Consider the following 25,059-nt stretch of genomic DNA (forward strand, 5'->3'; position numbering starts at 1 on the left):
CCGGGAGACCTGTTCACCGTCCGCAACGTCGGCAATCTGGTACCGCGCGCCGGCTCTGATCCATGTGACGACTCGATCGCCTCCGCCGTCGAGTTCGCCACCGGCATCTTGAACGTTCACACCATCACGGTCTGCGGGCATTCCGGTTGTGGCGCGATGGCGGCCCTGCTCGACGGCCCCGCCACCACGGCCCACCTGCGGCACCTGGGCCGCTGGCTCCGGCACGGCGATTCCAGCCTGGCCCTGCTGGACGACGGTGCCGACGGGGATGACCCGGGCACGAGGCTGGACCGGCTCTGCCGGTTGAACATCCGGCAGCAACTGGCGAACCTGCGGACCTACCCGGCGGTCGACGAGCAGGTCCAGGCGGGCACGCTGAAGCTGATGGGGCTCTACTTCGACATCGGCTCGGCACGGGTGGAGGTGGTCCGACCGGGGGCGCCCGGTTCCCCGGCAACGGCCACGACGCTGGCCGCTGAGCCAGAGCCCCGCTGACCACGCTGAGATCGGCCGCACATGCCATCCTCGCAGGCCGTTGGCCACGAGTATCGTCGTGCCCCTGGGACCAGACGCCCCGGCCGGAGCCGAGGTGAAGGAGTCACACCGGACTCGATGTCTCCGGGCATGTGGCGGTCTCCCACCTTGTACATACCGCTGTAGGCGGAACGGCTCACGAGCCGGGCACCGGCCTGTTCGCGGCGTCCTCGGCCGCCGGTGCGGCATGGCGGCCGGCCCGGCCCGCGCGGAGGCTGGTGAGGGTGACGGTGAGCAGAACCGCGACGATCACACCGAGCGAGGCCAGTGTGGGGATCTCCGGCACCTGGGCCCAGATGCCGTGGGCCCAGTGCAGGACCAGCTTGACCCCGATGAACGCCAAAATGATCGCCAGTCCGTGGTTAAGATGCCGAAGCCGCATCAACGCGCCCTGCAGCACGAAGTACAGCGCCCGAAGGCCCAGCAGCGCGAAGGCGTTGGTGACGAAGACCAGGAAGGGGTCTTCCGTCACTCCGTACACGGCCGGCACCGAATCGACGGCGAAGGCGATGTCGGTGGCGAACACCGCCACCGTGGCCAATGCCAGCGGAGTGATGGCCAGGCGGCCCTGCTCCCGGACCACCAGCCGAAAGCCACGGTAGTCGCCGGTCACCGGGACGAAACGGCGCAGCAGCCGGACACTGCGCATGGCGTCGATGTCGACCGTGGGCCCTTTCCCCTTGCGCGCCTCGGCCAAGACCTTGCCGGCGGTCACGATGAGGATCGCCCCGAACAGCAGGAACGCCCACGTCCCGCTCTGCAGCGCGGCCGCCCCCAGCGCGATGAAGACCGCCCGCAGCACCAGCGCCCCGACGATCCCGTACAGCAGCACCCGCTGGACCAGCTCCGACGGCACCGCGAAGGCCGCCAGTAGCAGCATGAACACGAACAGGTTGTCCACCGACAGCGACTTTTCCACCACGTACCCGGTGAAGAACTCCACCGCCGTCGTACTGCCGAAGACGCCCCACAGATAGGCGCCGAAGGCGACCGGCAGCGCCAGGTAGAACACCGACCACCGCACCGCCTCGCGCATGCCCACCTCGTGCGGGCGCCGGGTGAGCACGATGTCGATGGCCAGCAACAGGACCAGGGCGGCCACGGTGATCGACCACAACGCCATCGACGCGATACCGGCCTGCCCGGACGCAGCCGGAATCGTCCCCGGGGACATGAGACCTCCTCGAACGCGCTGGGCCGTTCGAGGTCTCCTTCACCCGGGGTGCGGGCGGCCGTCCGGGGGCGCGCAGCACGCCCGTACTGACCGGATCGGCGCTTGGGAAGTACTCCCCTCGCCAGGCCCAGAGTAGAACAATCCCGGACATCACTCCATCTCCTCATGGCAACGACGTGGTTCCATTGACCTGAGCCATCTGCACACCGATAGTGGGAGAAAGCGGAGGGGAGTACCCGCCGCCCGACACCCTGATCGTCATCACGGCCCGCACCGCAGGCGGACCCGGCGGGGTGGCCCTCCCGCCCGCGACGGGAGGGTGCGGGAAGACCTTCGTCCACATGGGCGCATGCCTTGATGAGACGAAGGGATGGCCGCGTGTTCCTCCTGGATTGGCTCTTCGACGTACTGCTGGTGCTGTCCGCCATCGTGGCGATGGCCGTCTTGTGGCCCGGCCCGCCAGGCCCCCGCACCCGGCGCTGAGCCGCACCTCACCCCCCACGCGCCAGTTCCGCATCAGGCCAACCGGCCCTACAGGTGGGCGTGTGGTGTTGCTCACGAGGGTGTCTGGGGCGTTCTCATCGAAATCGGCGGCAGAGCCAGGAGCGCGCCCTGCGCTCGACCGGGTCGCCGCGGGGTTGGCGGCGTGCCGGAATCCGACTGCGTGGACCTTGCCGCCAGTCTGGGTGACGGGGCCGTGCTGGCCTCGGCGGTGAGTTGCTCAGCGGTCAGGCCGCGTTCCAGCATCAGGCAGACCTCACCTATGATCTAGGCGAGGTTGACGATACCGACCTGAGGCAGTGCCCGGAACGGTTTGGTGTACGGGTGGTCGTGCAAGACCTGCTTGATGGCCTGCACGACGGAGTAGACCTGGCCGACCTAGGTGTCAACCTGCGTGGCGATGATCCGGTTGGCGGCGGCCGGGGCGGTCGTGCCCGGCCGGTGGGCTTCCAGCAACGCGCGGAGCTGCCGCTTGTAGCAGGCTAGATGATCTACTTCAATTCGTCTCCGTCCACGTCAGGTCACAAGAATGTGATGTACGAAAATGGGAATAGCGACAGGCCGTGTTCGTTCGGACGCAGAACCTTTTCATCCTCGAAGTGAGGCCTGCCGGTCACAGGATGATCGCGGGTGCAGCGTTGACCTGATGGCATAGAGAACCCCTGGTAGACGGGTTGATCACCACAATCACTTCTGCCAGGCCAGGGGCCTTGGATGCAGTTCTACCAGTGATACTGGTGCTATCAGGAACGACTGCTGCTGATGAAGTTGCAGAGGCAGGAAGTGTTCCTCCTTGAGGCTGACCCTCACCCTGGCCGGAACGGTCAACGGGTCGCGGCGAGCACGCGGTGCCATGATCGGCCGCGGGCACGCGGTGACCGCCTTGGTCATTTGCCTGATGACTTCGCGGCACCGCCCCCGCAGCGCGCAAGCTCATCGTGTACCTGCCGGCCTGCTCGTGCTCGACGCACCGACCACGCCTCGCCCGTGGTCCGCTCAGCATGCTGATGCAGGGCGCGCCGTCGGCCCCAGGGGAGCTCCTTGAGAAGAGCGGAGATGAAGCACCCGACCGCTGATCAGTTGCTCAGCAAAGGCAGCCTCCTCAGTTCGATAACGGCCCCCTCCCGGGACGGCCGTCATCGCAACGGCTTCAAGAACCGCCAGAACGCCCCTGGTGCCGGCGGCCTATCTCCTGGCCTGCCCTTTACCCCAGCTCGCCCCCCAGGCCAGCGCTCTTGATCCAACGCCCCCACCGAGCACTACGCGAGAACCGCGCCGCGATCACCCTTCCCGACGGCAACGCCCCATCAGGAAGACGATTCTCCTGAGCCCACCGCCACGCCACCCTATGCAGATCCACGACTTCGCGGTCGGCTTGCCCGCCCGCCTCCAGCGAGGGTGCTCCAGCCTCCCTGCACTCCTCCCCCGGATCGGCCCCCTCTTCACTGGTGGTCTCCGTCACTTCTTCGCCACCGACCTCCCCGGGTGAGACCCGGCGGATCTGCGCCATCAAAAGCTCGTAACTGCCGATCAACGCCGCAGACGGCCACGCGGCGATGATGCGGCCGATCATGCTCGGCTCGGCGACCGCGACGTTCGCCCCCAGACTGGCCAGACTGCCCACGATCAGCAACGTCCACGCCAGCGCTCCGCCGCGCGAGCCGTAGCGGTTGGCCAGCAGGATGGACATGGAGGCGACCACGATGGTGCCGTCCACAGCGAGCGGGATGAGCACCGCCGCCAGATGATCCTCGCCATGACGCAGACACAATTCGTGCATGTGACGGAAGGAGACCACCGCTGCGATCCCCGCCAATACCGCAACGCCCCCGATCGTCGTACACTGAATACGACGTACCGCCTGATCTCTTGACTCCATGCCCGCTCAGCCCTCCCGGCCAGGGAGAACGAGCGTCGCGGACATCGCAAACGGCATGTACGTATCGAGTGTGTCTGGCCTCGGACACACACCGCTTGCACATGTGGGGGTTCCGGTTCGACCCGAGCCTCCACATACTTCTTTTCCGGGTAGTAGATCAGCCTCAACCCCAGCTTGGTGTAGAGCTCGGCCTTGTCGTCCGGATCGGCGTCCGCGATCAGCCGCACGAGATCGCCGACCTCTTCCATCATCGCCCTGATCTCTTCGCTGGTGATCCGCTGCGCGGCAGGAACGGCCTTCAGCTCACCTTCCAGCCGGGCGCGTTCGCTCTTCGTCTCATTGATCCACGAGGAGACCTCCACCGGATCGCCGCCCGCATCCAGCGCGGCCCGGTAGCGGCCGAGTTTACGGTCGCAATCCGCCAGCCGCTTCCGCACCGCATGCAGCACGGCCTCGCCGGGATCGACGGTCTGCTCGGCCATCACCGCGATCGTGCGCTCCAGCGCGGTCGGCCCGAACGCGGTCCCCAGCCAGCCGTCCACCTCATCTGCGATCTCCGCCTCCCGCAGATACACCACCTTCGGATGGCCGAGATCATTGACCCGCGCGTACTGGGCCGGGAAGCGGCATCGGTAGTAGGCCTGGTCGTTGTTCCAGTTGCCCTGCATCCGCCGCTCGCAATACCCGCAGAACAACACCCCGCGGAAGGCGTAGGGGCGGCGGGTCGGATGCGGGCGCTGGCTGTAACTGCCGTGCGCGCGCTTGGCCAGCACCTCCTGGACCCGCTGGTACTCCTCGACGCTGATGATCGCATCATGGACGGGCCGGTCGGACCAGATCCACTCGTCCCTGGTGTTCCACCGCTGCTTCGTGGTGGTACCGAGCGCGACGTTGCCCACATCCAGCAGGACCTCGTCTTTGCGCTGCTTGTTCCACACCTGATGACCGGTGTAGCGCGGGTTGGTGAGAATCACCCGCACCGCGAACTTCGACCACGCCCGCTGATCACGATGCTTGTTCCGCCCCAGATCACTCGCCGACGGCGACAAAATGCCCTGGCGGGTCAGATCCTCCGCCAGATCCAGATACCCCCGCCCCTTGAGGAACTCGGTGAAGATCCAGCGCACCACCCGGGAGGTCACCGGATCGGCCACCAGCCGCCGCAACCTGCGCCCGTCGGCCGCCTTACCCGGATGCGGATGCGGCCCCGCATCCACCAGCGTGTACCCATACGGTGGACGCCCTCCCAGGAACCGGCCCTCGGTCGCGGTGATCGCACCCATCGCCGCCCGCACCCGGATCTTGATCCGGTTCCGCTCCCCCTTGGACAACCCACCGAACACACTCATGATCATGTCGTGGGCCTCGTTGGCCGGATCGATCGGCCCGCCCACCTCCGGCACCCACAACGGCACCCCGAAATGCTCGAACAACGGAAACGTCAGGCTGTACTGGTTGCCGTAGAACGCCCGCTGCGGCTCCCCGATCACCACCGCATCGAACCCCCGGCCCGGATTCTTCAACTCCTCGATCAGCGCCGCCGCATGCGGACGCAACTGCCACGGAATCGAGCGGGACTTGTCCACATCGAAGAACTCCGCGACGATCTCCCCACCCCGCGGTTCGATCAACGCCCGCGCCCGGCGCAACTGCCACGCCCGCGACGCCTCCGGGTCCTGGTTGTCCTCAGTTGAGACCCGCCCATAGAAGCCGAACCTGATCATTTCTCCTGCTCCTTCACCGTCGCATCCGGTTGCCTGGCGCGGGTGGCGGCCTTGAGCAGCATCCGCAGCACCACGGCGGCGGCACCAGGAGTGAGTCGTACCTCCTCCCCCGGCACCACCAACCGCAGCCTGCGGCCTGCGCCGCTCACGACCCGATCCCGTTCGCAATGGGCCCCCGCGCCCACCGGCGAACGCCCCGGCCGCCATGGGCCGGGCCACCCCCGGTGAACCCCCATGACCGCTCGCCTCGATGCCCGATGTCAACGACGGTCTGGACACCGAACCTCGCCCACGCCCAGACATAGGCGATTGCGCACAGCCTGTGGATAACGAGAAGTGATTCACCCATGAGGAACCCGCCTGTGGAAGATCAGCAGGTCCTCGTGGGCGGTGACGCACACCGGCGACCCCTTCTCCTGATGCCTGCGCGCCTCCAGCATCTGAAAGAACGACGCCCGCGTCACCAGCCCGCCATCACGCACCCCGCACAACAACGCCACCAGCCGATGCACCAGCACAAGGCCGGCCTTCTCCGCTGCCGTGATGACCTGACCGGGGAGATCGACGAGGTACCCATCGATGCGGATCGGGCGGATGGTGACCGCTACGACCCCATCCGGCCGCAGCAACTCACAGCACCCGGCAAGGATCTCCCCGAACGCCCCCACGAGTTCCGGCAGCGGTTGGTGAGCGAGGTTGCCCTTGTCGGTGGAGTACCGGTGGTTCCACTTCTCCACCGGCCCGCCATCGCCATCTCGCGTGCCCGAGCGGATGTGCCCATGGGTCCGCGCCCCATACGGCGGGGAGGTCAGCACCAGCGCGGCACTGCCACGCAGGCCCGCGAACACGCTCGCGATGTTCCGCGCATCCCCACACGCCACCCGAGCGGACCCCGCCGCTCCCTGCGAGCGGGCATGCTGAACATTGGCGGCGGCCAAGCCGGCGAAGTCGGCCTCGTACTCCATCCCCGCCGCGTCCCGCCCGAGATGAACCGCCTCCACCAGCGTGGTCCCGATCCCGCACATCGGATCGACCACCAGCCCACCCGGCTCGGAGAACAGCGAGATCACCGTCGAGGCGATCGACGGGAGCATCTTGCCCGGATGCCGCATCGACTCCGGCAGATACCGGCCCCGCCGCTGCACCCGCGACGGAACCTGACCGGTCGCCAACACCGACGGCACCACCCCCGCCGTCACCAGGCGGCTCCCGCAGCAGGGGTGAACAGGCACACATCCGCATGCACCGACACCACCGGCGGCAACCCACCCGACCGGGCACGGCGAATCTGCGCCAGCCCACGCGGGTCGGCCTGCACCACCAGGCTGTCCCCGTCGATCGGCGCACGCAGCGCGATCACATGCTGCACATACGCCAGCCCTGCCCGCCCAGCATGCCGGATGATCTCCGGCGCCAGATCCACCACCCGGCCCCGCTCATACCGGGCCGAGGTGATCACCGCCAGATGCCCGCTCGGGGCCAGAACCTGCCGCGCGTTCTCCAGAAACCGGCCGAGCTGCGCCACCCCGAGCGCCGGTTCCGCCCGGCACGACGGACACAGGACACCGGTGAAACCCCGCGCAGGCCCCGGGTAGGGCGGAAGCGCCGCGATCAACAGCTCCACCCGCCCCTCCAAGCCGTCCAGCGCTTCCCGGAGCCGATCCGCCCCGTGCGGACGCAGCCGCACCGCCGCCCGCCGACCCGCCGAAACCTGCTCCCGCAACCGGGTGGCGAGATACTGCGCCACCGCCGGCCGGGGCACGCACCCCACCCCGAGCCGCCCCGCCTCCGCCGCCGCGACCAGCACCGTCTCACTCGTGGCGAACACGTCCACCACGACCCCACCCGGACGACTACAGGCCCCGATCAGATGCCGCGCCAGCTCCCGCCCGACCGCCTGCCGATGCCGCCCGCACACCGCCCCGGCGGCTTCACCAGCGTGCGGACGATCTTTTGCCGCTCCTACAGGCGTCGTTTCAGAACACAACCACACCGAAAGCGGCAACAGCCGATACTCGTTAGCCCGCGCATCCTTCGGCCGCAGTCCTTCGCTTCTGCTCATCAATGGTGACCCGTGACGGTCGCCCAGTCCCATCACTGAAACACCAGTTGATCAGCGCTGAGTGGAAACCCGTTCTTAGGGCTCTGGTCCAGTTTTCCCTGCGGTCCCACCGTGCTGACCTGTGGCCCGATGCTTAGCGTGAAGACGCCTGCGCACTACGGTAGCGGGCCATGTGCTTACTGAGTGAGGTTGCACTCCATCGGCGGCCATAGCTAGCGGGTACCCCAGACGTGCGGAGGCATCAGGCGGAGGCACGGTGCTGAACTGGCTGTAGTTCGTGGCAGGCACATCCCATACCAGGATTCGCCACTCGGTGTCGTAATCGTCTTCGAACAGGTAGTACTCCACGACTCCCGGAGCTGTGGCAACCAAGCCATCCAAGTAGGCGTTAAAGGTTGCACGACCGAAAGCTCGTGGGCTCCCTGATGCGTTGTCCTCTACGCCACGCCCGACCAGCACATCGTCTACGTGTCCGTAGTGGCTAACCCATGTCCAGACATCGTGGTTCTTGTCCCTCGTTTGGATAACGAAGGCATACTGGTTGCCAACCGAGCTCATCCTTTGAGTCTGGCCGCGGCCAGCCCATCACGTCGTCACTTCCATGTGAAAACGAGTGCGCAGTTACAACAACCTGGCGCTGGCGTAGCACCGCGCAAGGTGCGATACGGCTCACCCCATGGCCGATGCGTGCAAAACTATACAGTCGAGGAGGTAGTCAGGTGCTAACTAAGCAGCTGACGTCCGCCTTGAAGTCTAGGGCGGTGCCGCGCATGTCCGGTGGCCATCCAGATCTGTCGCACGACACCGCCCAACGTGGTTGGCGTTGAGCCAGGAGGTTGCACCCTCCAGGCTCAACGACCGACTCTGAGGATCACCTCCACCATGATCAGCACCACGCGGATCACGATCACCGCGATGTCCTGCGGTTTAGGCGGCTCCCAGCGCCGGTACCACGGCCGCTTCTTCTCCATCTTGATCCCTTCTTCGACTGGGATCACCGACGGCTCTTGTGCCGGTCGATGCCCGCGCGGAGCCGACCGACACGATCGAGAAGACGCTTGGCCACTACAGTAAAGGAAGTCCTTAAGCTTCGTTGCCGACCAAGATCGCGAAAGCATTGGTTAGCTAACTACGCCATTTTGCTGTAAGTTCACACGGCTCCAACCAGGCGAAACATGAAGCGATCACGATCCACCACGGACGCTCGATGTGATCGATGTCACACCTTCCGACCCACAGTTCCTACGCATCGATAAGGCTTGGCTCTCGGCTCAACGTTCACCGGTTTAGCCGCACTCGGTCTATGTGAGGCACGGTCGTCACGACCGCCGATGCGACAAAACGAGTGGTGCTCTATCCCGTCTCGTAGACGATCACACGCACCGCAATGGTTGACACAATCTATAGCTGCTCGCTTGAAGGGAGTGCTTGCGAGCAGGTCACCAAAAGCTTGGCGCACTTTACGCCATCTTGGGGCGGCCCCACAGAGTCTATCTATCACCGCTGGTCAGGCAGCCGATAGGACAGCGACGGCACCTTCACAGTGTCTGCGCATCCTCCTCCAGCGCTCCGTGTTCTCCCCAACCGCTGGTTGAGACCTGGATCAACCGATCCCGATCGACCCACGGGGAGACATCATGGTCCTCGATCTGCATGACCACGCACCCTCGACGTACTTCAACGCCAACGCCCTCAGCGCGGCGGAGCGGGCGTTCCGGCTACTGATCACAGGGCCGAGCCCGCTGTCGGTGGACGGCCATGCCATCGGGCACGGAGCGCCACAACGTCGGATCGATCTCGGGGAGCTGAAAGCGCTGCTGCTCTCCCCACAGGCTGGCGACGCGTTCAAGGACGCGGCCTGGGCGCACCTCGTATGGCAGGCGCGATCGGACGGCCCGGCGTGGGTGATCGGCTGCGTCGGGGTGGCGATGCCAGGGTTGAAGAACCTGGCAGGCCGGACCATACACGGCTGCCCGGCCCATGCGGCCGACGACATCGTTTCGGAGATGGTGACGGAGTTCGTCGCGCAACTCGGACGGATCGATCTCGACCGGCCGAACATCCTGCCCCGGCTGCTGATGTGGGCGAGGAAGGGCGCGCTGCGAGCCCGGGCGCGTGAGCTCGCCGCCGTCGAGGTGTGCGACCAGATACCGCAGCCGACGGCCACGCTTGCGGAGCCGTTTCTCGTGCTTGCCGAGGCCGTTCGGTGCCGGGTCATCTCCTGTGATGAGGCGAAGCTGATCAACGCGACCCGCCTGGAAGGCCAGACGCTACGGGCCTACGCCGAAAGATCCGGGATTCCGGCGGACCGGCTGTACAAGCGGCGGCGTGCCGCCGAAACGCGCCTGGCCAGAGCGATCGAGGAGGGTCAAGTCTCGGTCACCTACGACGGGGCGGGCTCCAATCACCAGGGCTGATCTGGTGGTTCATCCATGTCAGCCGTGGTCACGGGCCAGGGGTGGAGTTCCGGGGGTGGTCGCCCGTTCCCATCGAGCCCATCCTCACTCGTCCATCGAAGGAGGACACCCATCCCGGACCGCTCCGGGCCCGTGATCACGGCCGTTCATGACTTCTCGATTTGGGGGCCGTTCCATGAAGTCATCTCGGCCTGTACTCCGTGTTCCGGCACGAGCGAGCTGGACCCGGCGGGTCCTCGCGTCGCTGGTATGGACCGGCGGGTGCGCGGTGGTCGCATTGACCGTACCCGGGATCGCCGAGGCGGTGACCGCCCTGGCCGCGCCCTCGCTCGCGCAGGTCATCACCAACCTGCGCAACGTGGTCGTCGGGCTGTTGGTCGGGCTGGCCACCCTGTTCTTCACCATCGGAGGCGTCCGCTACATCCTGGCCGGCGGCGACCCGAGCGAGGTCGAGGCCGCCAAGAAGACGCTGCGGTACGGCGCGATCGGGTACGGCGTCGCGGTACTCGCGCCTGTCCTGGTGCAACTGCTGAAGCAGATCGTGGGCTCCTGACATGGCAGCCACCCATCGGAAAACGGCCAGGCTGCTTATCCTTCTGGCGATCGGCGTCGCGATCGCCTCGATCCTGATCGGCGGGCACGCGCACGCCACCACTCCGACGCCGACTCCGACACCGGTGCCTTCGCCCAGCCCGGCCCCGGCACCATCGAGCGTGCCGCCCGGGCAGGAGTGCGGGTTGTTCGACGTGGCGTGCAAGGCCCGCGAGGCCGTCGATGGGTGGTTCGCGCATCTGGTGAAGTCGGCGGCCAAGCCGGTGTTCGACATGCTCGGGACGAGTGTGCTGGCCACACCGGAGCTGACCGCCCCCGAGATGGCACGGGTCAAGCAACTGTGGGACGTGTCGCGGACGATCGCCAACACCTCCTTCGTCCTGCTGGTGACCGCCGCGGGCGTACTGCTCATGACCGGACAGACACTGCCCGGCCAGACCTCGCCACGGGAACTGCTGCCCCGGCTGGTATGGACGTTCCTGGCCGCAAACCTCAGCCTGACCGCGATCGGCCACGCGATCAGCCTGGCCAACGGTCTGAGCCAGGCGTTCCTCGCCGACGGGGCGGGCCGCCTCGATCCCGAGTCGGTGTTCAAGGTCATGGGCGGGACGATCCTGGCCGGGATCGCCACCGAAGGCGTGTTCTTCGCGATCGTGGCACTGGCCGTGGTCATCTTGGCGGTCGGGGTGGTGTTCACCTACGTCGTACGGCTCGCGCTCACCATGGTCCTGATCGCCGCCGCACCCCTTGCGTTGATCTTCCACGCGCTGCCGATGACCGACGGACTGGCCCGGCTGTGGTGGCGGGCGATCACGGGCCTGCTGGCCATCCAGGTCTGCCAGTCACTCGTACTGGTCACCGCCCTGCACCTGCTGTTCTCCGACAACCCCGCCCCGAACGCCGCCGCGTTCTGGATCCCGACCACGGCCGACCTGATGGATCTCCTCATGGCCGTGTGCCTGCTGTTCGTCCTGCTCAAGATCCCCGGCTGGGTCGCACGGACCATCTGGCAAGCGGGCAAGCCCCGGATGCTCACCCGTCTGGTGTCATCCCTGATCATCTATCGCGGGCTCGGCATGCTGCTCGGCAAACGCGCCGCCGAACCTCGTACCGGACCACCACCACCGCCCCCGCCGAACAGTGGTGGAGGAAACCGGCCTGGTGGGCCTCCTCCGGGTGGCCCGCCCAGCGCAGGCCCACCAAGTAGTGGTTCGGGTCCGGCTGCGGGTGGCCCGCACGCCGGAGTACCACGCCGCCCCCGCCATCCATCCGGAACCCCGTCCAAGACGGCCACCCCGGGCGACGACCGCGACGGAAACACCCGGGTAAGACGTCCCGATCAACCGCCCCATGGCGACCAGCCAGGGCATCACACCCGGCCGCCGGTACGCCGCGCACCCCAGCCGGTCCCGCGCCCATCAGCGCCACGTCACCCAACGAGCGGCCCGCCGCCGGTCACGGTACGGCTCCAAGCGCCCCGCCCGCGTAGAAAGGCAGAACGTCGTGCGCCACGCAAGTAAGGAACGCCTGGTCGCGAGAATCCCGGCCGACGTGGAAATGCCCGACAAGGTGATCGCGAACCTCACCGTCCGGCAGGCCGCGATCTTCGCCGGAACCGGAATCCTGGCCGCCTGGGTGTACCTCATGGCCGGTCACCGCCTGCCCGTCCCGGTACTCGCCGCCATGATCCTGCCGCTGATCGCCGCCGGATCCGCCCTGGCACTCGGCCAGCGCGACGGACTCGGCCTCGACCGCCTCTGCCTGCACGCCCTCGCTCACCTGCGAAGCAACCGCAAACTCATCACGACCGAGGAAGGAGTCCCCGAACCGCCGGCCTGGTGCCGAGCCAAAGGCCGACTGCCAGGGGCACTACGGCTCCCCGTCCGGGCGATCCGCGAAGACGGCGTCATGGAACTGGCCCAAGGCGGCACCGCCGCCATCGTCCGCGCCGGAACCGTGCCCTTCGGCCTGCGAACCGCCGAGGAGCAAGCAGCATTGGTCGGCGTCTTCGCCGGATGGCTCAACTCCCTCGACGCACCCGTGCAGATCCTTCTCCAGGCCCGCCCGGTCAACCTGTCCGACCACGCCGAACGGATCACCGCCACCGCCGCCCACCTGCCCGATCCCGCGCTGGAACAGGCGGCACGCCAGCACGCCGCGTTCCTCACCGACCTGGCCACCACCCGGGAACTACTGACCCGCGACGTCCTCGTCGTCGTCCGTCACCACGACACCGCCCGCCGCGACAGCTCAGCGGCGATCACGGCCCGCCGCGCGGACGAAACCGCCCGTTCCCTGTGCGCCCTCGGCGTCCACGCCGAGGTCATGGACGCCGACGAGGCCCGCGACCTGCTGGTGCGTTCCCTGTCACCAAGCCAAGCCGGAACCGCCCGCCCCGATGAGCTGATCACCTGTGGAGAAGACGCCTCATGAAGTTCACCCGACACGCCGACAACACCCTGCCCGGCCCCTCCTCACTCAAGGTCAACGCACGCTCGATCGAGTTCCCCGACGGGACATGCGCCTCATTCGCCATCGCCGGATACCCGCGCGAGGTCGGCGCAGGCTGGCTCGAACCACTGACCGGCTACCCCGGCCATCTCGACGTGTCTCTGCACATCGAGCCCGTCCCCCCGCTGATCGCCGCCCAACGCCTACGCCGCCAGCTCGCCCGCCTGGACTCGGCCCGTACCGCGGACTTCGCCACCGAAGCAGCCGCCGACGACGCCGCAGAGCTCGCCGCCTCCCTCGCCCGAGGCCACGGCCGCCTGTTCCGCGTCGGCCTCTACCTCACCGTCCACGCCACCGACCCCGGCCAACTCGAAGCCGAAGTCCAGCACGTCAAAACACTCGCCGCATCGCTCCTGCTCGACGCCCAGCCAACGACCTTCCGCGCTCTGCAAGGCTGGACGGCCACCCTCCCCCTCGCCACCGACACACTCAAAACCCGCCGGACCTTCGACACCTCCGCACTCGCCGCCGCCTTCCCGTTCGCCTCCCCCGACCTGCGCCCCAGGCTCGGCGACACACCGGTACTCCTCGGCCTGAACGCCTACTCCTCCGGCATCGTGCTGTGGGACCGCTTCGCCCACGACAACCACAACTCCGTGACCATCGCCCGATCCGGAGCAGGCAAGTCCTACCTCACCAAACTCGAAGTACTACGGCTCCTCTTCCACCAGGTCCAGGTGTGCGTCGTCGATCCCGAAGACGAGTACCGTCGCCTGGCCAACGCCGTCGGCGGAACCCTCCTCGGCCTCGGCACGCCCGGCGTGTGCTTCAACCCCTTCGACCTGCCCGAGGACGCCGAAGACGACGCCCTCGACCGCCGCGCGATGTTCCTGCAAACCCTCGTCGCCACCATGCTCGGCGAACCGCTCACCGCCGCGACCAAAGCCGTCCTCGACAAGGCCGTGATCGCCACCTACGCGGCAGCCGGCATCACCTCCGACCGGCGCACCTGGAAGCGTCCCGCGCCGCTGCTGGCCGATCTGGCGACGATGCTGGAGGCTACGGATGCGTCCGAGCTGGCGGTACGGCTCGCCCCGTACATCTCCGGCTCCTACCGAAGCCTGTTCTCCGGCCCCACCACCACCCGCCCGGACGGCCACCTGATCGTGTTCTCCCTGCGGGACCTGCCCGAGGAGACCCGCCCGGTCGGCATGCTCCTCGCGCTGGACGCGATCTGGCGTCGCGTGTCCAACCCGGCCGACCGGCGCCGCCGCCTGGTCGTCGTGGACGAGGCATGGACGCTCATGCGCGAGCACGAAGGAGCCAGATTCCTCTATCGCCTCGCGAAGTCCGCCCGTAAACACTGGACCGGGCTCGCCGTCGTCACCCAGGACGCCGCCGACCTCCTCGGCTCCGACCTCGGAAAGGCCGTCGTAGCCAACGCCGCCACCCAGATCCTGCTCCGCCAAGCCCCGCAGGCCATCGACGAGATCGCCGAAGCCTTCAACCTCACCGAAGGCGAACGTCTCTTCCTCCTCTCGGCCGGCCAAGGCGAGGGCCTGGTCTGCGGCGGTACCGGAGACCGCGCCGCCTTCTACGCCGTCGCCGACACGTCCGAACACGCCCTCGCCACCACCGACCCAGCCGAACTCCCATGAACCTGCTCAAATGGCGGCGGCGCAACGCCCGCCTGGTCGAGATCGCCGTCCCTCCGCACGTCGAGCCCGGCAGCGCCGTCGCCTGGTGGTCCCAGATCATGGGCCTGCTCGCCCCACGCTGGAAGCGCGCCCTGTACGGACAGCCACATCTGTCCTGGGAGTACGTAGCCGATTCCGCACAAGTCCGCGTCCAGGTCTGGGTACCGGGCCCCGTCCCACCCGGACTGGTCGAAAAGGCCATCCGGTCGGCGTGGCCCGGCGCGACCGTGACCACCCGCCCCGCCGTACCGCCCATACCACGCGCGGCCACCACATCACGCGGACGCATGGTCCTGGCCCGCCCCGACCACTACCCGCTCACCGCCACGCACAGCGGCGACCCGCTACGCGCCCTGCTCGGCGCACTGTCAGGACTGCGCCCAGGCGAACACGCCGCCGTCCAAATCACCGCCCGCCCGATCACCGGACGCCGCCTGTCCGCCGCCCACCGCGCCGCCTCAGCCCTCCGCAACGGCACATCCAGCACCCTCCGCGGGGACCTGTTCGACCTGATCACACCAGGTAGCCCGAGCCGCACCCGACCGACCGACCTGGCGCGGATGTTCCCCGAACGCGCCGAAGAGATCCGCGCCATCCTCGCCAAAGCCAACCAGCCCCGCTTCGCCGTACAAATCTCCTACGCCGTCACCAGCGACCGAGAAGACGCCCAAGCCCGCACACGCGGACGCGCCCACGAGATCGCCGCAACATTCGCCCTGTACGCCTCCGGCCACCAATACCTACGCCGCCGACGCAGCTACACGGTCAGCCGCCGCATGACCACCGGCTACCTCCTGAGCGTCAGCGAACTCGCCGCCATCGCCCACCTCCCCTACGACCCGGCCGCCCCCGGCATCACCCGCGCCGGAGCCCGCCCCGTCCCACCATCGCCCGACGTCCCCGCCCAAGGCCCGGACGTCCGCATCCTGGGCGACGCCGAAACCGGCCACCCCCGCCCGGTCGGCGTCACCGTGCCCGCCGCCCGCCACCACCTGCACGTACTCGGTCAGACCGGCGTCGGCAAGTCCACCTTCCTGGCCAACCTCATCCTCTCCGACGCCCACACCGGCCGAGGCGTCCTCGTCATCGACCCCAAAGGCGACCTCATCGACGACGTCCTCGACCGTCTCCCCGAACGCGCCATCACCCGAACAGTCCTGTTCGACCCAGCCGAACCCGGCAACCCGCCCTGCTTCAACGTCCTCGCCGGACCCGACCCAGCATTCGCCGTCGACTCGATCGTCACGATCTTCCACCGCTGTTTCGCCTCGTCCTGGGGCCCGCGCCTGGACGACCTCATGCGTTCGGCCTGCCTCACCATGGTCCGCGCCCAAGGCCACAGGGCCACCCTCGCTGACGTCCCCAAACTGCTCACCGACACCGCGTTCCGCGCCCGGATCACCGGCCGCCTCGACGACGAGCTGCTGCGCGGCTTCTGGTCCGCCTACGACGAACTGTCCCCCGCCGCCCGCGCCACCGTGATCAGCCCCGTCATGAACAAACTGCGAGCCGTACTCCTCCGCCCCTTCGTCCGCGACGCCCTGTCCGGCGGCCCATCGACCTTCGACCTGGCCCGCACCCTGGACACCGGCGGCCTGGTCCTGGCCCGCCTCCCCAAGGGCGTACTCGGCGAGGACGCCGCCCGTCTCTTCGGCTCTCTCCTCCTCGCCCACACCTGGCAGGCCATCACCCCACGCGTCCGCCTGCCCGAACACGAACGCCGCGACGCCGCCGCCTACATCGACGAGGCCCACAACTTCCTCAACATGCCCGTTTCGATCAGCGACCTACTGGCCGAGGCCCGCGCCTACCGCTTCTCGCTCACCCTCGCCCACCAGCACCTTTCCCAGCTCCCCAAGGACCTCCGCGAGGCCGTCTCCGCCGACGCCCGCAACAAGATCTACTTCGCCGCCTCGCCCGAAGACGCCCACGACCTCGCCCGCCACGTCGGCCCGGTCCTGACATCGCACGACCTGTCCCACCTCGGCGCGTACCAGGCCGCCGGGCGCGTCATGACCGCCAAAGGCAGCCAATCCCCCGCCTTCACCTTCCGCACCCGCCCGCTCCCCGCGCCCGTCCCCGGCCGTCAGCAAGCCGTCCGAGCCGCCTCCCGTACCGCCCACACCCGCGAGACAGCGACCAAACCCAAGCTCCACCTCTCGACCGACCCACGCCGAGCCCACGAGGAGAGCACCCGATGACCCGAACCACCACACCCCGCCGCCTGATCCCCTCCCGGCGCCCACGCCACCGCCTCGCCCAGGCCCTCATCGCCGACCTCGCCGAACGCCTCACCCCACGAGACACCGAAATCCTCGACGCCGTCTGGGAACACCGCGTGCTCACCACCGACCAACTCAGCGCGATCTTCTTCCCCAGCGTCCACCGCGCCCGCCACCGTCTCCTCGCCCTCCACGAACTCCGCGCCCTCGACCGCTTCCGCCCCTGGGCCCCCACCGGAAGCCGTCCTTGGCATTGGTATCTCGGCCCGGCCGGCGCCCACCACCTCGCCGCCCAACGCGGCATCACCCCGGCCGAACTCCGCTACCGCCCCGACTCCGCCGCCGCGATCGCACTCTCCTCCCGCCTGACCCACCAGGTCGGCGTCAACGAGTTCTTCACGCAGCTCCACGCCACAGCCCGCCGTACGGAAGGTTCCGCCGTCACCGCATGGTGGCCCGAACGCCGCTGCGCCGCCCTGTGGGGCGACCTCGCCCGCCCCGACGCCTACGGCCGCTGGACCGAGAACGAGTACACCCTCGACTTCTTCCTCGAACACGACACCGGCACCGAGTCACTGTCCCGAGTCGTGGCCAAACTCGACGGCTACGCCGCCCTCGCCGAAGCCACGGGCATCACGACCCCCGTACTGTTCTGGCTGCCCAACCCCACCCGCGAAGCCAACCTGCGCAAACTGATGATCAGCCCGGCCGTCCCGGTGGCCACCGCCGGACACACCCCCGCAACGGCGCCTGACGGCCCCGCTGGCCCCGCATGGCTACCCGCCGGATCATCGGGACCCCGCCGCCGCCTGATCGCCCTACGCGACGCGTGGGACCCCACCGCATGATCGGCATCACCGCGACCGCGACCGGCGCGCTCGTCCTGACCGCCGTCATCATCGCCAGCGTCACAGCCGTACTCCCGGGCGACGCCTGCGCCCCCGACACCGCCTGCACAGCCCCAGCAACAGGAAACGCCTCAACGGTCATAGCCGCAGCCTCCCGCTGGCTCGGCACGCCCTACTCATGGGGAGGAGGCGGACTCGACGGCCCCACCCGCGGAATCGGCCGGGGCGCGAACACGATCGGCTTCGACTGTTCCGGCCTCACCCGCTACGCCTGGTACCAGGCCGGAGTCACCCTTCCCCGTATCGCCGCCGACCAATGGCACGCCCTCCCGCACATCCCACCGGGTCAGCAGGCCCCGGGCGACCTCGTGTTCTTCCAGGGTTCCGGCGGCAGCCCCGACGACCCCGGCCACGTCGGCCTCGTCCTCGACGCCGACCGCATGATCGAGGCCCCCGCCACCGGCCTCCCCGTCCGCATCAGCCGGTACACCACCCGCCCTGACCTGACCGGCTACGCCCGCCCCGCACACAACGAGGGCGGGCCAGCCGTAGCCGACCCGCCCCGTGAGCGGTGTTGTCAGACGTCCCCGCCGCGTAGGCGGCAGGCGCGTTCGTCGGTCAGGTCGAGGAAGATCGCGGGAAGTTCCTCCAGGCCAAGATCGAGAGCGCGGTGAATGCGGTGCCAGCCGTCGATCACCAGGCGGTTGCCGGGTGGTGGTGCGTACGGCAGGGGCACGATCAGAAGGGGCTTGGCGATATCGACGGTGGCCGCGTGGTCAGGGTCGACCCGGATGAGGCCCATGACGCCGGTCAACGTCCGGATAGCAGCCGGGCGTATTGGGTGGCGTCGGGCCAGTCGGCTGGCCAGGGCTACATCCCATGCCCACCCCAGAAGGGTGAACACCTCGTCGTCCATCGTGCTCCTCTCAGGCGTCCTGGGGCTTGGCGACGCGGAAGCGGCTGGGGCGTTCGCTGACGAGTTCGGCCTCGCCGTTTCGCGCGAGGGTGTCCAGCGCGTTGGCGACGGCACCGGACGAACGGTTGAGGACCTTCGCGATCTCGTTGGCGGTGAACGCGAGGTCCGGGTGCTTGGTCAGGTGCTCCAGGACGTGCGGGCGTAGCGGACGAGGGGTGTTGCGGTTCGACCCCCATGCGGTGGTGGTACCGGTGACCTTGGGCTGGCCGACCCGCGCGGCCTTGCGCACGTCCGCCGTGCCCCCGTAGATGGACTCCAGGCCGGTGGCGAACGCCGCCTCGTCGTCGGCCAGTAGTGCCGCGTAGGTGGTCGTGACGGCGGTGAGAAGGTCGGTCAGGGCCTGGCGGGCGTCTTCGACCATGCGGGCCTTGGCAAGGGTCTGAGCGGCCTGCTGACGACGGGCGTCCTCTTCGGCTTGGGCACGTGCCAATTCGGCTTCGGCGGTCGCGCGGCGGTCGGCCTCCTGCTCCAGAATGCGCATCGCGTCCTGAAGGGACATTGCCGGGGCGTTGGCGGGGGGTACGTCCGGCGTTGTCTCAGCGTCAGGTGTCGTGGGGGGCTCGTCCGGCTGAGCCGGGGCGTCGGGGCTGACCGGGGCCCATGTGTCGGGGAGGGGGCGGCCCTGGTCACTACGGCCGCCATGGGTACGGACGGCCCGCCCCGCTTCGGCGAACGCGGTGAGCGCCTTGGTAGCGGTCGGGCGCGACACACCAGCCGCCTCGACGATCGTTGTGATGGGTACGCCGGGGTTGGCAATAAGGGCCTCCCACACCTTGGCCGCCGCGCCTTCCGGGCGGAATTCAGCCGGGGCGGCGATGTTCTCGACCGTCTGGTCGTTCGACATTTTCGATTTCCCTTCGGTTCGATTGGCGGCCCGCATTAAGCGGGGCCGTTCTTCCGTACATGACGACCATTTCTCGATTCCGAACGCGACGCAAACCAATACGGTGAAGCGCGGCACAAATAATGGATCTCCGATCCCCAAGACAGGCAATGAATCCTTGGCCGACTCGTCCGGTCAGACCTGCCTCTCCCATACAGGATGAGCGGTAAATACTCCACACAGCCGGCCACCAGCCTTTGAAAGGCAGGCTCTTAATCATCGTGAATAGCTTTGAGGGGAATGGAGCGATGAGGTTCGGGCCCGCTCGCTCCTGCCGGATTCTCGTCTGGTAAGGCGAGTCGGGCGGCCCACCGGTAGCCCCGGCGACCGCCCGACCTGCGCGTACGCCCCAGCACAGGGGGGCCGGGCAAAACGGCGGGCCGAACAGTAGGCCGAACGGCACACCGGTCGGCAGGCCCGGAGCGCAGTCGCGCAAAGTTCCCGCAACGAAGGACTCACGCCCCCGAGAAGTCAGTCTTTCTCGCGACGAACCGCCCCTACGCTGAGGGTGGGACCAGCCGGATAGCAGCCGGTTGGTCCCACCTTCTCCCCCAGCGTCTACGCGGCCTCGGGCAGACCGAGCTCCGCCCAGACGAGGTGGCCGCGTTGCGGACTTCCGTCGCAGCCGAGGGTCACGGCGAACTCGGCGATGGCCGCCAACCCTCCTCGGCTTTCGTGATCCTCGCGTACCTCGATGGCGGGTATCCCGGAGCCGCCGAGGTCGCGGACCGCGACGCAGACGGTCGCCCTCGGACCACCGTGGTCGCTGATCGCCATGCCGTTGGCCCCCATCCCGACATGGACGCAGAACCAGCCGCCACGCTGACCCGAGATGGTGTGCCGCAGCGCGTTTCCAGCGAATTCCGAGACAGCGAACTCGGCCTGCTCCGCGAAGCGAGTATTGGCGAGAAGGAACCCGACGAAGTCACGCGCCCCGCCGATCTCGTCGACTCGGCCATGGAATGATCTGCGCCAGTTGAGCGCGGATGTGTCCCCGCCGATCCACGGAGCCCGAACGCCGTATTGGACGTTCACGATAACGTACCCCCTTTGAATCCATGCGTTGTATCGTGCGCGCACGCGCACGTCGCATATCGGGGCTCGACTCGTGGGCTCCCGTCAAGTCGCCGACAGTGGCATGCCTCCTCATTCGGAGTCGGTCATGCCGCGATAGAACTGCTCTGTTTTCGAGGACGGTCTTCTTCCTCGGGCACGGAGCTGTTCGTGCAGTTCCTCATAGCAGTAATGGATGGCCTGTGGCCTGCCGAGCCGCCTGTAGACCTCCATCCGCCTGCGGTACAGGTGCTCGGCGACCGGGTCGAGTCCTGTGGCCCGTTCGAGGTGGCCGGCTTCCTGCTCGGGGCGCTCCGCAAGATCGGCGAGCTGGGCGAGGGCTTGGACGATGCCACGGTTCAGGGCGCCCGCCGTGTGTCGCGCCCAGTCATGCGGGACGCCGGGGAGATAGGGGCCGACGTACAGTTCCACGGCAGCGTTCAATCCGGCGATCTTCTCCGGGCCGGTGGCCAGCGCCGCCGCGGCGAGGAGGTCACGGATCTGCCAGACGTCGCAGGTATAAAGGTCTGGGTTAATTCGGTAGCCGGTGCCGCCTTTGAACTGGATGACGACTCGTCCATAGTTGCCTGGTAGGCCCAGGGCGTCGCACATCTTGGCACGGGTCGCCTTGAGGAGACCGGCGAACCGATCGCCGGGGACGTCCGCATCGGGCCAGAGTTTGTCGGCGGCGACGGTTTTGCTCAGCAGGCATGTCCGATGTTCAGCGAGCAACCCAAGAAGCACCCAGGTGTCAGTGCCCCAGCCGCCCGCCGTACGGCCGCGTCCCTCGATGGCGCACTGACCGACGAGGCGGATCGTGCCTCGCTTGGGGTCCCGCTGAGTGGCCTGTGGAAGTACCGGCGGCTGGACCGCCGTACGCCTGCGCCCGTTGAATGGACCGAAGGCCGTCGCCAGACCGATCAGACTCCGTGTCACAAGCGACGCTCCGATGAGCATGATCGCCTCCCTTGGTTGAGCGTTCGCACTGATCAGACCGTGCGCGGTGCCGAAGCAGCGGCCCTGAAACTCCGCACGACGGCTACTGACCAGCGGCAAAGCGGCCAACCCCGCGAGAACGCCCTCCACCAATGGACATCCGGGGCCCAATGCCCCCGTGGTGAGAACTCACCATCGCGTGGAACCACCCAGCAACCATCACACCCAGTACGCGATCCACTACCCTCTGACCAGGGGGTGTCAGTGGACGGACAAGATCAGCTCAATGCGCGTCGCCTGCTGGAAGGCGTCGTTCCGGACGAGATCTTCGCGTCCTACTCCAAGCTCCTCGCTCAAGACGGCTGCCCCGAAGGCGACGCCGCGTCCCTGCTCGGAGGCAACGACCAACCAGCAGAACTCACCGCCCGCGGAATGGCGCACCTCCGGCCGGACGGCCCCATGGCCCCGCCGCGCCTCGTACCTGCACCCCCAGAACTCGCCTTGCAAGGCGTCCTGGCCGAACTCTCCCGCCGCCTCGTCAGCGATCAAGAACGATTGCTGGCCGGTCACCGCCGGCTGAGCGACTGGCACCAGACACCGGCCGCCAACTCCACCGCGGCCATGGACCGCCTCGTCCAGATCGTCACCGACCGAGACGAGATCAGCCGCCTGTCCTACGCGCTCATCAACGCCGCCCGGCACGACTGGCTAACGCTGGACAACTACGTCCTCGAAGCGCCCGTCGAGGACTCCACCGGCTTCGCCCCACTCCCCGTCTTCGAGGGCCAAGTCCAGTGCCGCGCGATCTACGAGACCCGCTGCGCGGAACATCCCATCGGCGCGAAGACGATCGAGGCCGCGGTGGAAGCAGGCGAACAGGCCCGCCTCCTGCCTCGCATCGGCATGAAAATGAAGCTCGCGGACGAGGCGGTCGCGCTCCTCCCGCTCACCCCCACCGGAATGAGCGGGGCACTGCTCGTACGCTCGCCCGTCATCGTCGGCGCGCTGCGCGAGTACTTCGAGCTGCTGTGGGAGCGAGCGATCCCGTACGGCAGCGCGAAAGCGGCGGGGCCGCTCACCCTCGCGCAATCGCAGGTATTGCGGCTGCTCACCCAAGGTTTGCCCGACGAGGCCATCGCCCGGCAGATGGACATCAGCGTCAACACCATGCGCAGACACTGGACCGCCATTCGCGACGCCCTGGGCGTCGAGACCCGTTTCGCCGCCGGAGCCGCAGCCGTACGCCGCGGCTGGATCAACTGAGAACCGAAAGGCCCTCATGCCCGGATACCTGGAATTCGTCCCCCGGCAGCGATTCCTGCCCACCATCGCACTGTCCCCGGATGGCGCATTGGTCGCCTACTCCAGCCACGCCTCCGGGCGCTACGACCTGTGGGTCATCCCGGTCACCGGCGGGGAACCGCGCCGATTGGCGGGCTTCGACGACCGGACGGTACGGCAGATCGCCTGGACCCCCTCCGGCGACAAACTGGTATTCACTGCCGACGAAAACGGTGACGAACAGTTCCGCCTCTACCTCGTCGCCCTGGACGGCAGCGGCCTGACCGAGATCGACCCCGGCCCGGACTGCCAGCGGGTCCTCGCCGGATCACCGTTCGACCCGACCGGCCGTCTTCTTGCGTACACCGCCAACGACCGCGACCCCGCCGCCCAGGACCTCATCGTCCGTGACCTGGCGACCGGCGACCATCGCCGTTACACGCCTCCCGACGACGAGGCGTTCGAGGCGATCAGCATCTCTCCAGACGGGCGCTGGCTGCTGTCCACGGGTTTCCGTTCCAACACCGACATCGCCGCCTACCTCACCGACCTGAACGCCCTGGTCGCCGACCCGATCTGTGTCACGGCCAACCTCGGGGAAGGCGTTTTCGACCCCGGCGTGTGGGCGGCCGACTCCAGCGGCTTCCACCTGCTCACCGACCACTGGAGCGAGTTCACCGCCGCCGCCTTCTACGACCTCGCGACCGGCACTCTGCACCCGATCGCCTGCCCGGACTGGGACGTCGAGGCCCTCGACGCCGCCGCAGGAGTACGCCTCTGGTCGGTCAACGAGACCGGCCGCTCTCGCCTGGGCGCCGACCGCGACGGCTCCCCGCTCCCGCTGCCGGACATCCCGCCCGGCGTCATCGCCAGCCTGTCCCTGGCGCGGAACGCCTCCCACGCTGTCATCCTGATCGACTCCGCCGCGAGGCCGGCCGAACTCGCGGTCGTTGACCTGCGACGCCAGGAGTTCCGGTACCTCACCGACACCCGGCCCCCCGCCCTACGTGTCATCGAGCCCGTCGCCCCCGAACTGATCACCTACCCGGCACGCGACGGCCGCGATGTCCACGCCCTGCTCTACCGCCCAGACGGCCCCGGCCCGCACCCGGTGCTGCTGTCCGTCCACGGCGGCCCAGAATCCCAGGAACGACCCATATACGCCCGTTCCGGCCTGTACCAGCACCTACTCCACCAGGGCATCGCCATCCTGGCCCCCAACATCGCCGGGTCCACCGGTTACGGCACCGCCCACCAGAAGCTCATCTACCGCGACTGGGGCGGCATCGACCTCGACGACCTCGACCACGCCATCCAGTACCTGCACACCCTGAGCTGGGCCGATACGACCCGCCTGGCCGCCATGGGCGCCTCCTACGGCGGTTTCGCGGCCCTGTCCTGCCTGGCCCGTCTGCCGTACTCCTGGGCCGCAGGCGTGTCCATCTGCGGCCCGAGCAACCTGCTCACGCTGGCGAAGAACTCACCACCCACCTGGAAGCCGTTCGTCGCCACCGTCCTCGGCGACCCCGACACCCGCGCCGAACAGCTCCTGGAACGCAGCCCCGTCACCTACGCCGACGGCATCGCCGCCCCGCTGTTCGTCATCCAGGGGGCCAAAGATCCTCGCGTACCGCAGAGCGAATCCGACCAGATCGTCGCTCGCCTGCGCGAACGCGGCGTCGAAGTCCGCTATGACATCTACCCCGACGAGGGCCACGGCTTCACCAACCGCGCCAACGAGCTGGCCGCGTACGAGGCCATCAGCGCGTTCCTGCGCACCCACCTGATCGCCGCGACCGCCGACCACTCCGAACCTCTCCAGGTCGGCTAACGCAGAGGTGCCCACCCGGTCTCCGAGTGGGCACCTCA

The 25,059-nt window shown here is 68.1% G+C and carries 21 protein-coding genes and 1 pseudogene; 12 read left to right on the plus strand and 10 right to left on the minus strand.

The window, feature by feature from the left end; all coding sequences use genetic code 11:
* Nucleotides 1–495 (plus strand): carbonic anhydrase (locus tag DP939_RS05585; RefSeq protein ID WP_318656268.1); only part of this gene is annotated, 495 nt, incomplete at its 5' end.
* A gap of 175 nt (nucleotides 496–670) precedes the next feature.
* Here DP939_RS05585 and DP939_RS05590 read toward each other — a convergent pair.
* From DP939_RS05590 to DP939_RS05610, 6 genes and pseudogenes are all read right to left on the minus strand, one after another.
* Entirely contained in the window at nucleotides 671–1,708 is a 1,038-nt protein-coding gene (locus DP939_RS05590) for a TerC/Alx family metal homeostasis membrane protein (RefSeq protein ID WP_113979526.1), read from the minus strand.
* 1,705 nt (nucleotides 1,709–3,413) lie between these two features.
* On the minus strand, nucleotides 3,414–4,088 hold the full coding sequence (locus DP939_RS05595) for a DUF2637 domain-containing protein (RefSeq protein ID WP_113979527.1): 675 nt from the start codon (nucleotides 4,086–4,088) through the stop codon (nucleotides 3,414–3,416).
* Between the two features lie 557 nt (nucleotides 4,089–4,645).
* Nucleotides 4,646–5,812 (minus strand): annotated as a pseudogene (locus DP939_RS47590) (recombinase family protein); the annotation flags it as partial.
* Complete coding sequence (locus tag DP939_RS46030; protein ID WP_158578468.1) at nucleotides 5,809–5,961, minus strand: hypothetical protein; 153 nt, start codon at nucleotides 5,959–5,961, stop codon at nucleotides 5,809–5,811. The gene DP939_RS46030 and the pseudogene DP939_RS47590, both read right to left, overlap by 4 nt.
* A 192-nt stretch (nucleotides 5,962–6,153) precedes the next feature.
* The gene (locus DP939_RS05605) at nucleotides 6,154–7,011 is read right to left on the minus strand and encodes a TRM11 family SAM-dependent methyltransferase (RefSeq protein WP_147267879.1); all 858 of its coding nucleotides are present in this window, start codon (nucleotides 7,009–7,011) and stop codon (nucleotides 6,154–6,156) included.
* Nucleotides 7,008–7,907 carry a DNA methyltransferase gene (locus DP939_RS05610; RefSeq protein ID WP_147267880.1) on the minus strand — a complete coding sequence of 300 codons (900 nt, stop codon included), beginning with the start codon at nucleotides 7,905–7,907 and terminating at the stop codon, nucleotides 7,008–7,010. The genes DP939_RS05605 and DP939_RS05610 overlap by 4 nt, the downstream gene beginning before the upstream one ends.
* Before the next feature lie 1,604 nt (nucleotides 7,908–9,511).
* On the opposite strand from DP939_RS05610, the gene DP939_RS05615 reads away from it, so the two are divergent.
* The 8 genes from DP939_RS05615 to DP939_RS05645 all read left to right on the plus strand — a co-directional run bounded on the left by DP939_RS05615 (nucleotide 9,512) and on the right by DP939_RS05645 (nucleotide 18,735).
* Nucleotides 9,512–10,291, plus strand: coding sequence for a hypothetical protein (locus tag DP939_RS05615; RefSeq protein ID WP_113979531.1), 780 nt, complete (start codon nucleotides 9,512–9,514; stop codon nucleotides 10,289–10,291).
* Between the two features lie 268 nt (nucleotides 10,292–10,559).
* The gene (locus tag DP939_RS05620; protein WP_113979532.1) at nucleotides 10,560–10,844 is read left to right on the plus strand and encodes a pilin; all 285 of its coding nucleotides are present in this window, start codon (nucleotides 10,560–10,562) and stop codon (nucleotides 10,842–10,844) included.
* Between the two features lies 1 nt (nucleotide 10,845).
* On the plus strand, nucleotides 10,846–12,363 hold the full coding sequence (locus DP939_RS46035; protein WP_158578470.1) for a hypothetical protein: 1,518 nt from the start codon (nucleotides 10,846–10,848) through the stop codon (nucleotides 12,361–12,363).
* The gene (locus DP939_RS05625) at nucleotides 12,347–13,276 is read left to right on the plus strand and encodes a PrgI family mobile element protein (RefSeq protein WP_158578471.1); all 930 of its coding nucleotides are present in this window, start codon (nucleotides 12,347–12,349) and stop codon (nucleotides 13,274–13,276) included. Before DP939_RS46035 ends, DP939_RS05625 begins: the two co-directional genes overlap by 17 nt.
* Nucleotides 13,273–14,952: a VirB4 family type IV secretion system protein gene (locus tag DP939_RS05630; RefSeq protein ID WP_113979534.1), complete on the plus strand. Its 1,680-nt coding sequence runs from the start codon at nucleotides 13,273–13,275 to the stop codon at nucleotides 14,950–14,952. Before DP939_RS05625 ends, DP939_RS05630 begins: the two co-directional genes overlap by 4 nt.
* The gene (locus DP939_RS05635; protein WP_113979535.1) at nucleotides 14,949–17,192 is read left to right on the plus strand and encodes a helicase HerA domain-containing protein; all 2,244 of its coding nucleotides are present in this window, start codon (nucleotides 14,949–14,951) and stop codon (nucleotides 17,190–17,192) included. Before DP939_RS05630 ends, DP939_RS05635 begins: the two co-directional genes overlap by 4 nt.
* Nucleotides 17,189–18,061, plus strand: a complete 873-nt coding sequence (locus tag DP939_RS05640) for a replication-relaxation family protein (protein ID WP_113979536.1) — start codon at nucleotides 17,189–17,191, stop codon at nucleotides 18,059–18,061. Before DP939_RS05635 ends, DP939_RS05640 begins: the two co-directional genes overlap by 4 nt.
* Nucleotides 18,058–18,735, plus strand: coding sequence for a C40 family peptidase (locus DP939_RS05645; RefSeq protein WP_158578472.1), 678 nt, complete (start codon nucleotides 18,058–18,060; stop codon nucleotides 18,733–18,735). Before DP939_RS05640 ends, DP939_RS05645 begins: the two co-directional genes overlap by 4 nt.
* Here the strand turns inward: DP939_RS05645 and DP939_RS45325 are convergent.
* From DP939_RS45325 to DP939_RS45335, 3 genes are all read right to left on the minus strand, one after another.
* A complete protein-coding gene (locus DP939_RS45325) occupies nucleotides 18,639–18,977 on the minus strand; it encodes a ParB N-terminal domain-containing protein (RefSeq protein ID WP_147267881.1) in 339 nt (112 codons plus the stop codon). The genes DP939_RS05645 and DP939_RS45325 overlap by 97 nt on opposite strands.
* A gap of 10 nt (nucleotides 18,978–18,987) precedes the next feature.
* Nucleotides 18,988–19,881 carry a hypothetical protein gene (locus tag DP939_RS45330; RefSeq protein ID WP_147267882.1) on the minus strand — a complete coding sequence of 298 codons (894 nt, stop codon included), beginning with the start codon at nucleotides 19,879–19,881 and terminating at the stop codon, nucleotides 18,988–18,990.
* 597 nt (nucleotides 19,882–20,478) lie between these two features.
* Nucleotides 20,479–20,697, minus strand: coding sequence for a hypothetical protein (locus DP939_RS45335; RefSeq protein WP_147267883.1), 219 nt, complete (start codon nucleotides 20,695–20,697; stop codon nucleotides 20,479–20,481).
* Between the two features lie 21 nt (nucleotides 20,698–20,718).
* Here DP939_RS45335 and DP939_RS46040 point away from each other — a divergent pair, with 21 nt between their 5' ends.
* Nucleotides 20,719–20,886: a hypothetical protein gene (locus DP939_RS46040; protein ID WP_158578473.1), complete on the plus strand. Its 168-nt coding sequence runs from the start codon at nucleotides 20,719–20,721 to the stop codon at nucleotides 20,884–20,886.
* 180 nt (nucleotides 20,887–21,066) lie between these two features.
* Here DP939_RS46040 and DP939_RS05660 read toward each other — a convergent pair whose 3' ends face one another.
* Nucleotides 21,067–22,059, minus strand: a complete 993-nt coding sequence (locus DP939_RS05660; protein ID WP_158578474.1) for an AfsR/SARP family transcriptional regulator — start codon at nucleotides 22,057–22,059, stop codon at nucleotides 21,067–21,069.
* 114 nt (nucleotides 22,060–22,173) lie between these two features.
* On the opposite strand from DP939_RS05660, the gene DP939_RS05665 reads away from it, so the two are divergent.
* Both DP939_RS05665 and DP939_RS05670 read left to right on the plus strand, forming a co-directional pair.
* Nucleotides 22,174–23,172, plus strand: a complete 999-nt coding sequence (locus tag DP939_RS05665) for a helix-turn-helix transcriptional regulator (protein WP_158578475.1) — start codon at nucleotides 22,174–22,176, stop codon at nucleotides 23,170–23,172.
* 16 nt (nucleotides 23,173–23,188) lie between these two features.
* On the plus strand, nucleotides 23,189–25,021 hold the full coding sequence (locus DP939_RS05670; RefSeq protein WP_113979541.1) for a S9 family peptidase: 1,833 nt from the start codon (nucleotides 23,189–23,191) through the stop codon (nucleotides 25,019–25,021).
* The last annotated feature ends 38 nt before the right edge of the window (nucleotides 25,022–25,059 follow it).

This window comes from Spongiactinospora rosea (assembly GCF_003315795.1).
Classification (GTDB): Bacteria; Actinomycetota; Actinomycetes; order Streptosporangiales; family Streptosporangiaceae; genus Spongiactinospora; species Spongiactinospora rosea.